Source organism: Sphingomonas sp. 320_CC (genome assembly GCF_059691795.1).
Map to the genome: position 1 here is coordinate 158,645 of NZ_JCAWAE010000002.1, position 14,183 is coordinate 172,827.

Consider the following 14,183-nt stretch of genomic DNA (forward strand, 5'->3'; position numbering starts at 1 on the left):
TCCAGCATGCGCGCTCTCGCCCTTCTGATTGCCGGCATGATGCTGGGTTCGCCCGCGATCGCGCGCACCGTTGACGGCGCGGTGGCGCAACCAGCGCCACGGGAACGCGGGTCGGGCACGTACCCCGCGATCTTCGAGGAACGACCGGACCTGTCCGACCATGTCGTCTACCGCCCGGCGGACCTTGGTGCGCTGGGTCGGGCCAAGCTCGGGATCTACGTCTTCGGCAATGGCGGCTGCAGCGCGGACGGGACGAGTTCGCGCAACCACCTGCTGGAGATCGCCTCGCACGGCTATCTCGTCATCGCGTCGGGCACGATCCCCAAGCCGAAGTCCGACGCCGCCACCAAACCCGGCCCAACCCCCGCCCCCGGCACGAAGCTGACCTCGGCAACGCCGACACGCGCGCTGACCGACGCGATCGACTGGGCACAGCGCGAGAATGCCCGCGCCGGCAGTCCGTTCAAAAACAGGATCGCCACCACCGAGATCGCGGCGTCCGGCTGGAGTTGCGGCGGCTTGCAGGCATTATCGGCGGCGCAGGACCCACGCGTGACCACCGCGGTGATCATGAACAGCGGCTTCTTTCCCGAGGACGCGAACCCGATCGGCGGCGTGGTGTCCGACAAGGCGTTGCTGAAGACGCTGCACGGCTCGATCCTCTATGTCCTGGGCGGCCCGACCGACATCGCGGTCGCGAACGGTACCGACGATTTCCAGCGGATCGACCATATCCCCGCGGTGCTGGTCAACATACCGGTGGGTCATGGCGGCACCTACATGCAGCCGCATGGCGGCATCGCGGCAGAGGTCGTGACCGCCTGGCTGGACTGGCGGCTGAAGAACGACCGCACTGCCGCCGCGCGCTTCGTCGGCAAGGACTGCGGGTTCTGTCAGGACAAGCGGATCACGATCGAGCGCAAGCACTTCGACTAAGCGAGCCGTCCGCACCATGACGGACGGAGAGAGGGAAACCGCTTTTCCCGGAAGGCGAGGTCGGTAACCGAAACGAGGATGATCGCCGGGAGGCCGCTGCGCCGTCCCGTCAGAACCAGCCGGTTCGACACCAGGGCGCGCGCTTGCCCCCACCATAACGCCGCGCGAGCCCGGTCCGTACCAGCGCCTCGCCGAGCGATTTCCCGTCACGCTCGACGATGCGCAGTTTGCGGCCATAGCGATCGACGTCGCGCTTGATCGGGACCAGCGTGAAGGGGCCGGCGTTTAGCAGCGCCTGCATCTTGAGCGTGGCGGCCTTGCCGGCGCGGGCTTCGGACGCGCAACGGGGCGGATGGGTTTCGGGCGTGTCGATGTCGGCGATGCGGATCTTGGTCCCCGCCATCCAGAAGGTGTCGCCGTCGACCATGCAGTCGATCCGCTTGGCATGGCCGCATATCGTGAAGCGCGCGGATACCGCCTTGCCGCCCGACAGCGCGGAGGCGGCGGCAGCGGCGGTCGACGCCGCACTCGCGACGCCTGCCGCGGTGGCCAGCGCCCCGGTGGTGGTGGAAGCGGCGGCGGCGGCAGCGTTTGCCGAGGACGACGCGTCCGCCGCGGCAGCGTCCGCAGCCTTGCTCCAGCCGCCGGGCACACGTAGATGCCCGGCGGGCCAGGCGATCCCGAACCCGCTGGGCCATTCGACCTTCAAGCCCGGCGGCACCAGAGCCGCCCAGTCGATCTGGCGGATTACCGGCACCATCAGCCCGAGCAGCACGCCGTAGAATACCAGGCGGAGTTGCAGCAGGACTCCGGGCGCCGGGCGTCGACCGGATCCACCGCGGCGCGTGGCGCCAGCGCGATCGCCACTCAGCAACCGCATGAAATCAAACACATACTCCATCGTCCCTCGCGCGTACGCGCGCGCGCGACGATGTCACCTCGCGGCGGCGAAGGTTGCGACGGGCGGAGTCGGAAATAAGGCGAACGCATCGTGAACATCGACGGATGAACATCTCGGCTACGATAGCCGGTGTGCGTCGCGGCATCAGCGTCGTGCCGCAGCAACTTCATGGTGGCGTCCAGCATCCCGGGAACGCGCCGTGGGCACGCGCGATGCCGCTGTCCTACATCGCCGAGCCGTGATCAGATGCGGCGTGAGCATGGCATCCATCCGCATCCGGACGACCGATTACAACGCTGTCGCGCGATGTGCACAACCGCGCCAGCGTGTGAACTTTGTGCACTTCCGCGCAATCCGGGCATCGGCAACACCGCGATGGCAAGCGTTCGAACCGCTCGATCTCGGCCCGAAAACCCAACGATTCCAGACACACGAAGGGCGGGAAATGGCCCTAGCCACTCCCCGCCCCCGTTACGCGTCCGGCTTTTCCCTCTTGCGAGGCAAAGGCTTAGAAGTGCGTGATGATACCGAGCATCGGACGGAAGCTCTGCGCGTCGCCGAAGGTGTTGACCTCTGCACGGATGCGGAAGCCTGCGTTGCCGGTGATGCCCTTCAGGCCGATGTTCTGCGGACCGACTTCTGCGCCGATGCCGTAGGTGATCGCGCTGTAGTCACGACCGGTGTCTGCGACGACGTTCGAACGACCCGAGAAATGGTCGAAGTTGACCCACTGGTAGCCGACCTTGCCGTAGATCAGGCCGCTGTCGCCAGCGCGGAAGCCGAAGCGGCCTGCTGCGCCGTATTCCCAATCGATGTTGCCATCGATGCCCTTGATCACGTTGCCTTCTGCGCCGACGAAGACCGGGCCGAGCGGCACGTTCACGCCGAGCACGCCCTGGACCAGCGAGCCCGAAGGCTTGTAGCTGCGACGGGTCGAACCGTCAGCGTTGATCGCCTGCGGAATGCCGTGGCCGCGCTCGTTGTCGAACTGCTCCCAGCCGCCCATCACGCCGAAATACGGCTCGATGCCGAATGCCTTCGAGCCGTCGGGCGCTGCTGCTTCGCCGGGCTGTGCGCTGTTGTCGACGGGTGCCGGTGCCGACATGTCCTGCGCGAAGGCGGGAACTGCGACCGTTGCGGCGGCGAGGGCGATTGCCAGGGAAAGCTTACGCATGAGTTTGACCTTATACCGTGTTGTTGCGTGGATCGCCGACTGCACGGTGCGTCGGTTCGGTCCAGGCAAGCCAAACCGGTCGGCGAGCACATGGTTGCACAAAAAACGTCACATTCAGGGAACTGGCAGGGAACTGTTCCGCTGTGTTGCGTTACAGCAACGGTTCCTGTCATTTGGATGAACGAACCATGGCCGCTGCGGGGCGGACTAGGCAGGAATACAGCGGAAAAGCGGCAAAAAGCAGCCGCGGCTGGTGTTAACGCCGTCTGTTTACCCTCTGGTGACATCCAGTGTGCGATGCAGCATCAATGGGGTTTTCACGCCTGTTCCGCAGCCGCTGGGCGGCGCTCTTCTGGTCCGCGGGAATCGTGTGGACGGCCTATGACGTCGCGAGCGACGCACCGGAACCAGTCGCGACGAACGCGACTTTGTATAATACGATGGAGCGACCGACCGACGCCGCCGGTGCTGCATTCAACGCAGACGATCTCGCGATCCTCGCGAACGCGGCCGGCTGAGAGCGACGCGCCCGGTACAGGCGCGCCGCGGATAGTTCAGGGCTTCAGCGCGACGTCGTCAGCGTCCTTAAGGTCTTCGTCGTCGTCGATCGTGTCGTCGTCGAGTTCGTCCTGGACGTCGTCCTCGTCCATGTCGGCTTCGTCCATCGTCACCGACGAGTCCGTCTCGCCGACCTCTTCCGAATCCATCTTGGTCTCGTCGATCGACTCGTCGTCGGTGTCGTCTTCGCCGAGATCGGGTTCGAGGTCGGTCAGGATGATGCCGTCGCTCGGCCCGTTGCGCGTCGCCTCGAGGATCTCGGCGCGCTGGCTCTCGTCATAGCCCTCTTCGTCATAACCGTCGTCGCCCGATCCGGCACTCGGCACCTGATGTCCGCCCATGGTCACACTCCCTCGTTCCAGGACGCCCGCACGTTGCGGGCCTACCAGATGCGAACGGTGGACGTGCGCGGTGGTTCCTTCAAGCGCGGACGGGCGCCGTCGATGCGGGCCGGAACAGCCGCCCGCGTTCGGTCACCAGGATCGACAGGAGTGCAGCGAGCCCGGCGAGCAGGAACCCGCCGACCAGCGGCACGGTGGTGCCGTTGAAGGCCTGCCCGATCAATGCGCCGAAGACCGCACCGACGGTCACGCTCAGGAACCCCTGCACGCTCGACGCGGTACCGGCGATCCGCCCCATATTCTCCATCGCCATCGCCGAAAAGTTCGACGTCGCCAGCCCGAAACAGCCGAGCGTCAGCGCCTGGAAAACCGCAAAGCTGACCAGCGTCTCGAACCCGACCTCGATTGCGAACAGATGGACGAGCGACACCAGGATCATCAGCGACAGCGCACCATGGCTGATCAGTCGCGTCCCCAGCCGCATCACGATCCGCGAGTTGAGCAGGTTGCAGATCGCCATCGTCACCGACGTGGTGGCAAAGATCAGCGCGAGCAGCGACGGCTTGTGGAACACGTCCGCCATGATCTGCTGAATCGAATTGAGATAGCCATACAAGGACCCAAGCAGCGCGGTCGAGGCGAGCGTATAGCCAAGCGAATTGCGATCGCCGAGCGTCTGCTGCCAGTCGCTGAGGATCCGCCCCGGCGTGATCGGCAGGACGTTCTCGGGCGCCAGCGTCTCGGGCATCCGCAGATAGAACCAGATCAACACCCCCAGCGTCAGCACCGCAACCGTCCAGAAGATCGCACGCCAGTCGCCGAACTGGAGCACCGCCCAGCCGAACGTCGGCGCGAGAATGGGGACAATCATGAACACCATGAACGCGATCGACATGACCCGCGCCATCGCCCGCCCGTGGTAACAGTCCCGCACCAGCGCGATCGTCGCGACACGGGCCGCGGCGATCACCGCGCCGCCAAACGCGCGCGCGGCCAGCAACAAAGTGAAGCTTCCCGCGGTCGCGCAGGCAACGTTGGCGATGATGTAGAGCATGAGCGACCAGAGCAGCACCGTCCGCCGCCCGAACCGATCCGCAAGCGGGCCGTGGACGAGCTGCGCGACGCCGAAACCGATCACGAACGCGGTGACGACGAACTGCCGCCCGTTCTCGGTCGCTACACCGAGCGAGTTGCCGATCGCTGGCAGCGCGGGCAGCATCGAGTCGATACCGAGCGCGGTCAGCGACATCAGCGAGGCGACGAGCGCGACGAACTCGACGAAGCCGATCGGCGCGCCGCGCATCGCTGGCGCGTCGGATTGTGGATCCTGGGTCTGCATGATGCGTGGCCCTGTACCCGCTCGGGCAGTCGCGCGGAACCCGCTAACCGGCGCAGCTACGCGACGATTGCGCAGTGCACCGACGACCCCTATCTGTATTGCCAGAACAACACACTTCGGAGATGACCATGATCCGCCCGTATTTGCTCGCCGCTGTCGGTCTCACCAGCGTGCTCGCCCTGTCCGCCTGTGATCGCTCGAACGAGGGCGCATCGGTCTCGATCAACGCAGATGGCGGCAATGTGCTGGGCGCGATTAACGGCGAGACCGGCGAGATGAAGATCGACGTCCCCGGCTTCCAGGGCTCGGTGAAGCTGCCGAAAATCAAGATCGACACGAGCAATTTCGATCTCAACGGTGTGCGCCTGTATCCGGGGTCTTCGATCAAGAACCTGAATATCGTCGGTAACGAAAACAACGGTAGCGATGCAGGAAGCGGCCTACGTGTTGCATTCACCAGCCCGGCGACTCCGCTAATCGTCCGTGACTGGTTCGCGCAGCGCTTGGGCAAGGTCGGCTACAAGGTGCACGGCGAAGGCGCGAATCTGATCGGCACGACCGACGAGAACAAACCCTTTCGCCTCGAACTCGCCCCAGATGGCAAGGACAAGGCGACCGGCACGATCGTCATCAGCGGCTAACGCTCCAATCCTCCCCCGCCAGGGGGAGGTGGCTGGCACTTGCCAGACGGAGGGGGAGGAAGGAGCGACGCTGGTTCCTTGTCCTCCCCCTCCGTCGCTTCGCGCCACCTCCCCCTGGCGGGGGAGGATCGTGAAAAATCGAAATCAACCCTAATCCAGGCATTTGGCACGCCACTCCCGATCGCCTATATCGGGCATCCCCCAAACCGGACACGCACCCCATGCTCGATACCCCCGCCGCCCAGGTCCCGACGCTCAGCCTCGCCACGCAGGATACCGACCCCGACGGTTTCGCCGCCGCGTTCGGCGAATCGTTCGAGCGATACGGTTTCGCGATCGTCGCCGACCACGGCATTCCCGCCGACCTGATCGAGCGCGCCTGGGCCGAAACCAAGCTCCTGTTCGACCTCCCCGAGGACGAAAAGCGTGGCTACCACATCCCCGGCGGCGGCGGTGCGCGCGGCTACACGCCGTTCAAGACCGAGATCGCCAAGGACGCCAAGGTCGTCGACCTCAAGGAATTCTGGCACGTCGGTCGCGAACTGCCCGAGGGTCATCGCTATGCCGACACGATGGCGCCGAACGTCTGGCCGACGCGGCCCGAGGGCTTCAAGCCGGTCTTTCTCGAACTCTTCGCCGCGTTCGACCGCGCCGGCGACAAGCTCCTGTCTGCGATCGCGCGCCATCTGAAGCTTAAGCCCGACTGGTTCGATCCGGCGGTGAAAGACGGCAACAGCATCCTTCGCCTGCTGCATTACCCGCCGATCCCCGCCGACGCCGAGGGTGTCCGCGCCGGCGCGCATGAGGACATCAACCTCATCACGCTGCTGCTCGGCGCCGAGGAAGCCGGCCTCGAACTGCTCGACCGCGCGAACGGCCGCTGGCTGTCGATCAAGCCGCCCGAGGGCGCGATGGTCGTCAACGTCGGCGACATGCTCCAGCGGCTGACCAATAACGTGCTGCCCTCGACCACGCACCGCGTCGTCAACCCGCCGCCGGAGCGTCGCGGTCACTCGCGCTATTCGATGCCGTTCTTCCTGCACCCCGCGCCGGACTTCCTGATCGAGACGCTGCCGGGCACGATCACGCCGGACAACGCGAACCGCTATCCAACGCCGATCACCGCGCATGATTACCTGTACGAGCGGCTGGTCGAGATCGGGCTCATCAAGAAGTAGAGGCATCATGTTTCCCCCCTAAGGCGGGGACCCAGACTGGGCTCCCGCCTTCGGGGGAGAACAAGGAAGCGCTGGCACTGACCACCGCCCCACCCCGGCGAAGGCCGGGGCCCAGTTGGAAAGGTTGCAGTAACGACACGCATCGCTTCGTTATCGCCGTCCCCCAACTGGGCCCCGGCCTCCGCCGGGGTGGGGCGTTTGTTGGGCGGCTGGGATAACCCCCAAACACCCCACCGCTTTTCTCCCCACCTGATACCCAACAACCACGCTTCGCCCATTGGTGCGGGCCCTCGCATCCGCTAGACCGCGCGCGATGCCCCATCTCTATCTCGTCGACGGCTCCGGCTATATCTTCCGCGCCTATCACCGGCTGCCGCCGCTCACCAACAAGCATGGCGAGCCCGTCGGCGCGGTGTACGGCTATACGACGATGCTGTGGAAGCTCGCCGACGAGGTTCACGCCGCCGACGGCCCGACCCACATGGCGGTCATCCTCGACAAGTCGTCGAAGACCTTCCGCAACGATCTCTACGACAAGTACAAGGCGCAGCGTCCGCCCCCGCCCGAGGACCTCGTCCCCCAGTTCCCGATGATCCGCGACGCCACGCGTGCGTTCAGCCTCCCCTGCATCGAGACCGAAGGCCTCGAAGCCGACGACATCATCGCGTGTTACGCGAAGGCCGCACTCGCCCAAGGCTGGGAAGTCACGATCGTCAGTTCCGACAAGGACCTGATGCAGCTGATCGAGCCCGGGCTCGACATGTACGACACGATGAACAACCGCCGGCTCGGCGCGGAGCATGTCGCGGAGAAATTCCACGGCGTCACGCCTGCGCAGCTCGGCGACGTGCTCGCGCTGATGGGCGACAGCGTCGACAACGTCCCCGGCGTCCCCGGCGTCGGCCCCAAGACCGCCGCGAAGCTGATCCTCGAGCACGGCGATCTCGAATCCGTGCTCGCCGCCGCCGACGGCATGAAGAAGGGCAAGCTCCGCGACAATCTGATCGAGCATGCCGAGATGGCGCGGCTGTCGAAGGTGCTCGTCACGCTCAAATGCGACGTTGCGCTGCCCGAACCGCTGGAGGATCTCGAACTCAAGGGCATCCCCGACGCGCCCTTGCGTGCATTCCTGGAGCATCACGGCTTCAAGTCGCTGATCGCCAAGCTCTCCGCAGTCGCCGAGGCCCCTGTCGAGGCGCCCACTAGCACCGCCGATCTCGACGAGGACGAACCGTGTAAGCACGACGACTATGAAACCGTCGTCGACGAAGCCGCGCTCGACCGCTGGATCACGGTGGCGAAACACCAGGGCTGGATCGCGATCGATACCGAAACCACCGGCATCGACGCGACGCGCGCCGATCTCGTCGGGGTGAGCATGGCGCTGCATCCGAACCTCGCCTGCTACTTACCTATCGCGCATGGCGGCACCGATTTGCTCGCGGAAAACCCGGTCCAGCTCGATCGCGCGCTCGTGCTAGCGAAACTGAAGCCGTTGCTGGAGGATCCCAGCGTCCTGAAGATCGGCCACAACCTGAAATACGACATGATCGTGCTCGGCCGCGCCTATGCGTCCACCGGCGGCGTAAATATCACGCCGTTCGACGACACGATTGTGATGAGCTTCGATCTCGACGCCGGGCTGCACGGTCACGGCATGGACGAACTCGCCGCCACGCACCTCTCGCACAGCTGCATCGCGTTCAAGGACGTCGTCGGCACCGGCAAGACGCAGCGGACCTTCAACGAAATCGACCTCAAGGCCGCGACGCGCTACGCCGCCGAGGACGCCGACGTGACGCTCCGCCTCTGGCGCCGGTTCAAGCGCCGCCTGCCCGCGGAAGGCTCGACCCGCGTGTACGAGATGGTCGACCGCCCGCTCGTCCCCGTCATCGCGCAGATGGAGATGCACGGGATCAAGGTCGACGCCGCGAAACTGTCGAAGCTCTCGACCGAGTTCGCCGGGCAGATGGCGAGCCTGGAGACCGAGATCCACGCGCTCGCGGGCGCGCCCTTCACGATCGGCAGCCCCAAGCAATTGGGCGACGTGCTGTTCGAGAAGATGGGCATCAAGGGCGGCCGCAAAGGCAAGTCCGGCGTCTATTCGACCGACGTCAACGAACTCGAGCGGATTGCGGCGGACAAGGACTCGCCCGGCGCAGTGATCGCGCGGAAAGTGCTCGACTGGCGCCAGCTGTCGAAGCTGAAATCGACCTACACCGATGCGTTGCAGGCGCAGATCAACCCGGCGACGGGCCGCGTCCATACGTCCTACTCGCTGACCGGCGCACAGACCGGACGGTTGTCGTCGACCGATCCGAACCTCCAGAACATCCCGATCCGCACCGAGATCGGCCGCCAGATCCGCGACGCGTTCGTGGCGGAACCCGGCAACGTCATCCTCGCCGCCGATTACTCGCAGATCGAACTGCGGCTGGCGGCGCACATGGCGAACGTCCCGGCGCTGAAGGCCGCGTTCGCGAACGGCGACGACATCCACAGCCTCACCGCGCAGGAACTGTTCGGCGAGGTAAACCGCGACACTCGCGGCCGCGCGAAGACGATCAACTTCGCGATCCTCTACGGCATCTCGCGCTGGGGCCTCGCCGGGCGTTTGGACGTGTCAGCCGACGAAGCGCAGGCGATGATCGACCGCTATTTCGATCGCTTCCCGGGCATCTCGAACTACATCGTCGAGACCACCGAAAGCGTTCGCGCGAGCGGCTACACGACCACGTTGTTCGGTCGCAAAACGCACTTCCCGCGCATCCGCTCGAAGATCCAGCACGAGCGGCAGGGCGCCGAGCGCGCGGCGATCAACGCGCCGATCCAGGGGACGAGCGCCGACATCATCAAGCGCGCGATGGTGCGGATGGGGCCGGCGTTGCTCGAAGCGGGTCTGCCCAATGTCCGCATGCTCCTTCAGGTCCACGACGAACTCGTGTTCGAATTGCCGGAAGGTGACGTGGACGCAGCCAAGCCGGTGATCGAGCAGGTCATGGCGAACGCCGCGCAACCTGCGGTCACGCTCGACGTTCCGCTGGGTATCGAGATAGGCACCGGCCTGAGCTGGGGCGCGGCGCATTGAGCCAGTCAATGCCCGAAAACCTTCCCCCCTCCCTGGAAGGGAGGGGCCGGGGGTGGGTCGGCTTGGGGCAGGCGCAGCCGAACCTCACGGGCCAACCCACCCCCTACCCCTCCCTTCCAGGGAGGGGAGACACGTGACCGAAGCCACGCAGGATATCGACACGCTCGCCAAGGGCGGCCGTACCAACATCGCCGGCTTCGTCCTCCGCCTCGCCGCGCGGATCCCGTTCCTGTTCATCGCCGGCCGCATCTACGGCCCTGACCTCGTCGGCCGGTTCGCGATCGCGGTCGTGGTAGTCGAACTCGCCGCACTCCTCGCCACGCTCGGCCTCAAGCGCGGCCTCGCCCAAGCGCTCAGCAGCGCCGACCGCCCACACGCCAACGTCGTCTGGGATGCGATGGCGGTCGCGTTCGTCGCCTCGCTGATCGCCAGTGCCGTGCTCTGCACCTTCCCGCAGATCATGTATCCGAACAGCGCGATCACCGGGCTCGACCGGTTCTTGCCACTGATCATCGTCGCGATCGCCTGGTCCGACGTCAGCCTCGCCGCGCTCGCCTACCGCCTCAACGTAAAGGCCGCCGTCACCGCCCGCGCGGTCGTCGAGCCGTGGACGATCTCGATCGCCGCCTGGGCGTTCTCCTATTTCACGATCCGCGACGGCCTAGTCCTCAGCTACGTCGCATCGATGACCGCGGCGCTGATCGCCAGCCTCGTCCCGTTCCTGCGCAGCTACGGCGTGCCGCGGGGTTGGGCGCCGCAGCTCCGCCCGCTCTACGCGCTCGCCCGCGCTAACGTGCCGCTTGCCGGCGCCGACATCCTCGAATGGGGCAGCCGTAACGTCGACCGCTTCATCCTTGGCGTGATGTTCGAGCCCAAGGTCGTCGGCATCTATTACATGGCACAGCAGGTCGCGTCGTTGCCGCAGAAGCTCAAGACCAGCTTCGACCCGATCCTCGGCCCCGTCATCACGCACAGCCTCGCGATCAACGACCGCGCCGCGATCGCCAACCAGGTCCGCCAGGTCGCGTTCTGGATCATGGCCGCGCAAGGCGGACTCGCGCTGATGGGCTCGATTCCCGGTGAAGCGGTCATGGGCGTGGTCGGTCCGCAGTTCGTCGCCGGCACCGCCGCGCTCGCGTTCCTGCTCACCGCCGAAGTGCTCGCCTCGACCGGCGCGGTCAGCGAATCCGCGCTCGTCTACATCGCCCGACACCGCAACCTTATGATCTCGGCGGCAATGCTCGCGTTCCAGGTCGGTCTGAGCTTTGCGCTGATCTTTACGATCCGCGTACTGGGCTACCCCGTCAATTACCAGGCCGCAGGCCCGGCGATCGCGCTGATGCTGTCAGTGGGTCTGACCTCGATCATCAAATCGAAGCTACTCGGCCATCTGCTCGGGACCAGCGTCTCGCCGTGGCGCTGGCCACTAGTGTGGGCCGCACTAGCAGCGATCGTGGTGGGCGCAGGCTTCACAGCGCTGCCCAAACGTTACGAATGGGTCGAGCTTGCGATCGGCGAACCCGCGATCGCGGCCACCTATCTCTACATCCTGTGGAAATACGCGTTCGGCCCTGCGGACCGCGCCTTGTTCGGCAAATCGACGCCGGTTGGCGAGGCGACGCTGCCGAATGCCGGATCACCGATCCGCTAGCGCGATCAGTATGCGCGGGCGACCGCGAACTCGACGGCTTCGATCATGGCGTCCTTGGCGGCGCCGTTAGGGAAGCCGGCGATCGAGTCGATCGCGCGTTGGCCGTAATGCCGGGCGCGCGCGAACGTGTCATCGATCGCGCGGGTCGAGCGGATCAGGCGGATCGCGTGTTGCAGATCGGCCTCGCTGTCACGACGACCTTCGACCGCATCCTTCCAGAACGCGCGGTCTTCGTCCGAGCCACGCGCATAGGCGAGGATCACCGGCAGAGTCATCTTGCCCTCGCGGAAGTCGTCGCCCGCATCCTTGCCCATCGTATCAGCATCGGAGACGTAATCGATGGCATCGTCGACCAGCTGGAACGCTATGCCGAGGTTGCGGCCATAGGCGTCGAGCGCGGCCTCCTCGGCCTCGGGACGATCGGCAACGACCGCCGAAATCCGGCACGCGGCCGCGAACAACGCCGCGGTCTTAGCGCCGATGATGTCGAGATAGCGCTCCTCGCCGAGATCGACGCGGCGTGCGGCAGTGAGCTGGTTGACCTCGCCTTCCGCGATGACCGCGCTGGTCGAGGACAGGATCTTCAGCGCTTTCAGGCTACCCGCCTCGACCATCAGTTCGAAGCTGCGGCTGAACAGGAAATCGCCGACCAGCACGCTGGCGGGGTTGCCCCAGATGATGTTGGCGGTGCGCTTGCCGCGGCGCAGGTCCGAGCCGTCGACGACGTCGTCGTGCAGCAGCGTCGCGGTGTGGATGAACTCGACCGCGGCCGCGAGCAGATGATGCTGCGTGCCCGCATAGCCGATCAGTTGCGCGCTCGCGAGCGTCAGCATCGGCCGCATCCGCTTGCCGCCACCCGCGATCAGGTGACCGGCGAGTTCGGGGATCAGCGGGATCTCGGACTCCATCCGGCCGCGGATCACCGCATTGACCTGGTCCATGTCGCCACGGACAAGCTTGACCATCGGGTCCAGCGAAGGCTGGGACTCGGGCGTGGGACGAAGGGTGTCGAGGCGGTGGACGGTGGCGCTCATCTTCCCGAGCCTCTGACGCCTATGCCCCTGCAAAGCAACCCTTGCCGGGCGTCGAGCTGCCCCGGCTCGCCCCGATCTGCCGTGCGACGCCTTGCCGATCCGGTTGCACCACCGCAAAAGGCGCGCCGAACCAACGAAAGGGTATTTTGGTGGCTGACGACCTGTTGACCGGATACCGGCAGAGCATCGACAACATCGATGCGGCACTGATCCACATGCTCGCGGAGCGCTTCAAGGTGACGCAGGCGGTAGGCCGCCACAAGGCGACGCACGGCCTGCCCGCCGCGGATCCGGGGCGTGAGGAGCGCCAAATCGCTCGATTGCGGCATCTGGCGGCGGAAGCGCAGCTCGATCCCGAGTTTTCGGAAAAATTCCTGCGCTTCATCATCGACGAGGTGATCCGTCACCATGAGCGGTTGGCGCACGATCCGGTTTGAGGGGCCAGATGGGTTCTTCTCCCCTCCCTGCAAGGGAGGGGTCGGGGGTGGGTCGGTTTCCGCATATCAGACCGTTACGGCACGAGCGAGCCACCCCACCCCCAGCCCCTCCCTGTCAGGGAGGGGAGCAGTGCGTGAAGAAAACTTCACTGTCGCTCCACGTGCCGATCACCCGCCGCGGTGCAATCGGTTGCGGATGACGTGGCTCTACCGATCCCTGCTCGCGCTGGTTCTGGCCGCTATTGTCGCGACCGGCTTCATGGGCTGGCTCGGCTATTTCGGTGGGCCGTTGTTCACCGATGTCTACCCGACCAAGCCGCAGCGGCCGTTCGCCGTCGTGCTTCTCACCGGCGACCTCGGCTACAAGATCGGCATGGCGCCGCAGATCGCGCGGCGGCTGGCGGCGGACGGCGTGCCGGTGGTCGCGGTCAACACGCTGACCTATCTGCGTACGACGCGGACGCCGGCGGACATCACGACGCTGATCGCGCGCGCCGAACAGCGCGCGTTGCGGCTCGGCCACACCGACCGGGTGGTCCTGATCGGCCAGTCGTTCGGCGCGGACATGCTGCATGTCGGGCTGATCGACCTTGCCCCCGAACTCCGCGCGAAGATTGCAAAAGTCGCGCTGATCGTGCCCGAGGACAACGTCCAGTTCCGCGCGTCGCCAAGCGAGGTCTTCGATCTCTGGACCCCGACCGTCGACGCGATGCCGACAGCGCGCCAGCTGACCTGGGCGCCTTTGCTATGCGTCCAGGGCGCGGAGGAAGTGGGCAGCCTGTGCCCGTTGCTGACCCAGGCCAATGCGACGCGGATCGCGTTGCCGGGCGGACATCCGCTTCACCGCGACGCCGATGCGCTCTACGAGGTGCTGGCGCGGTTCGTTTTCGCGGATTGAGGATCGA

14 protein-coding genes are annotated in these 14,183 nt (G+C 65.8%); 9 read left to right on the forward strand and 5 right to left on the reverse strand.

Annotated features, from left to right (window positions below; all coding sequences use genetic code 11):
• The first annotated feature begins 6 nt into the window (after window positions 1-6).
• Window positions 7-936 carry an alpha/beta hydrolase gene (locus tag AC59GX_RS07550; protein ID WP_426279728.1) on the forward strand — a complete coding sequence of 310 codons (930 nt, stop codon included), beginning with the start codon at window positions 7-9 and terminating at the stop codon, window positions 934-936.
• Between the two features lie 109 nt (window positions 937-1,045).
• Here the strand turns inward: AC59GX_RS07550 and AC59GX_RS07555 are convergent, their stop codons facing one another.
• Window positions 1,046-1,828 (reverse strand): thermonuclease family protein, encoded by a 783-nt coding sequence (locus AC59GX_RS07555; RefSeq protein WP_426279729.1) that lies wholly within the window; start codon window positions 1,826-1,828, stop codon window positions 1,046-1,048.
• A 113-nt stretch (window positions 1,829-1,941) separates the two neighbouring features.
• Here AC59GX_RS07555 and AC59GX_RS07560 point away from each other — a divergent pair, with 113 nt between their 5' ends.
• Window positions 1,942-2,079 carry a hypothetical protein gene (locus AC59GX_RS07560; RefSeq protein ID WP_426279730.1) on the forward strand — a complete coding sequence of 46 codons (138 nt, stop codon included), beginning with the start codon at window positions 1,942-1,944 and terminating at the stop codon, window positions 2,077-2,079.
• Between the two features lie 266 nt (window positions 2,080-2,345).
• Here AC59GX_RS07560 and AC59GX_RS07565 read toward each other — a convergent pair whose 3' ends face one another.
• The gene (locus AC59GX_RS07565) at window positions 2,346-3,011 is read right to left on the reverse strand and encodes an outer membrane protein (RefSeq protein ID WP_056065788.1); all 666 of its coding nucleotides are present in this window, start codon (window positions 3,009-3,011) and stop codon (window positions 2,346-2,348) included.
• A gap of 308 nt (window positions 3,012-3,319) precedes the next feature.
• On the opposite strand from AC59GX_RS07565, the gene AC59GX_RS07570 reads away from it, so the two are divergent.
• A complete protein-coding gene (locus tag AC59GX_RS07570) occupies window positions 3,320-3,529 on the forward strand; it encodes a hypothetical protein (RefSeq protein WP_426279731.1) in 210 nt (69 codons plus the stop codon).
• Between the two features lie 36 nt (window positions 3,530-3,565).
• Here the strand turns inward: AC59GX_RS07570 and AC59GX_RS07575 are convergent, their stop codons facing one another.
• Both AC59GX_RS07575 and AC59GX_RS07580 read right to left on the reverse strand, forming a co-directional pair.
• Window positions 3,566-3,910, reverse strand: coding sequence for a hypothetical protein (locus AC59GX_RS07575; RefSeq protein WP_056065779.1), 345 nt, complete (start codon window positions 3,908-3,910; stop codon window positions 3,566-3,568).
• 79 nt (window positions 3,911-3,989) lie between these two features.
• Entirely contained in the window at window positions 3,990-5,249 is a 1,260-nt protein-coding gene (locus AC59GX_RS07580) for a multidrug effflux MFS transporter (RefSeq protein WP_426279733.1), read from the reverse strand.
• Between the two features lie 128 nt (window positions 5,250-5,377).
• Between AC59GX_RS07580 and AC59GX_RS07585 the strand changes: the two genes are divergently transcribed.
• From AC59GX_RS07585 to AC59GX_RS07600, 4 genes are all read left to right on the forward strand, one after another.
• On the forward strand, window positions 5,378-5,890 hold the full coding sequence (locus AC59GX_RS07585) for a hypothetical protein (protein WP_497301416.1): 513 nt from the start codon (window positions 5,378-5,380) through the stop codon (window positions 5,888-5,890).
• 221 nt (window positions 5,891-6,111) lie between these two features.
• Entirely contained in the window at window positions 6,112-7,068 is a 957-nt protein-coding gene (locus tag AC59GX_RS07590) for an isopenicillin N synthase family dioxygenase (RefSeq protein ID WP_120301325.1), read from the forward strand.
• 313 nt (window positions 7,069-7,381) lie between these two features.
• The gene (gene polA, locus AC59GX_RS07595) at window positions 7,382-10,156 is read left to right on the forward strand and encodes a DNA polymerase I (RefSeq protein ID WP_426279735.1); all 2,775 of its coding nucleotides are present in this window, start codon (window positions 7,382-7,384) and stop codon (window positions 10,154-10,156) included.
• Between the two features lie 133 nt (window positions 10,157-10,289).
• A complete protein-coding gene (locus AC59GX_RS07600) occupies window positions 10,290-11,807 on the forward strand; it encodes a lipopolysaccharide biosynthesis protein (RefSeq protein ID WP_426279736.1) in 1,518 nt (505 codons plus the stop codon).
• A 5-nt stretch (window positions 11,808-11,812) separates the two neighbouring features.
• Here AC59GX_RS07600 and AC59GX_RS07605 read toward each other — a convergent pair whose 3' ends face one another.
• Complete coding sequence (locus AC59GX_RS07605; RefSeq protein ID WP_426279737.1) at window positions 11,813-12,841, reverse strand: polyprenyl synthetase family protein; 1,029 nt, start codon at window positions 12,839-12,841, stop codon at window positions 11,813-11,815.
• Between the two features lie 149 nt (window positions 12,842-12,990).
• Here AC59GX_RS07605 and AC59GX_RS07610 point away from each other — a divergent pair, with 149 nt between their 5' ends.
• Both AC59GX_RS07610 and AC59GX_RS07615 read left to right on the forward strand, forming a co-directional pair.
• The gene (locus AC59GX_RS07610) at window positions 12,991-13,278 is read left to right on the forward strand and encodes a chorismate mutase (protein WP_107954710.1); all 288 of its coding nucleotides are present in this window, start codon (window positions 12,991-12,993) and stop codon (window positions 13,276-13,278) included.
• 196 nt (window positions 13,279-13,474) lie between these two features.
• On the forward strand, window positions 13,475-14,176 hold the full coding sequence (locus AC59GX_RS07615; protein WP_497301418.1) for an AcvB/VirJ family lysyl-phosphatidylglycerol hydrolase: 702 nt from the start codon (window positions 13,475-13,477) through the stop codon (window positions 14,174-14,176).
• Window positions 14,177-14,183: the final 7 nt, after the last annotated feature.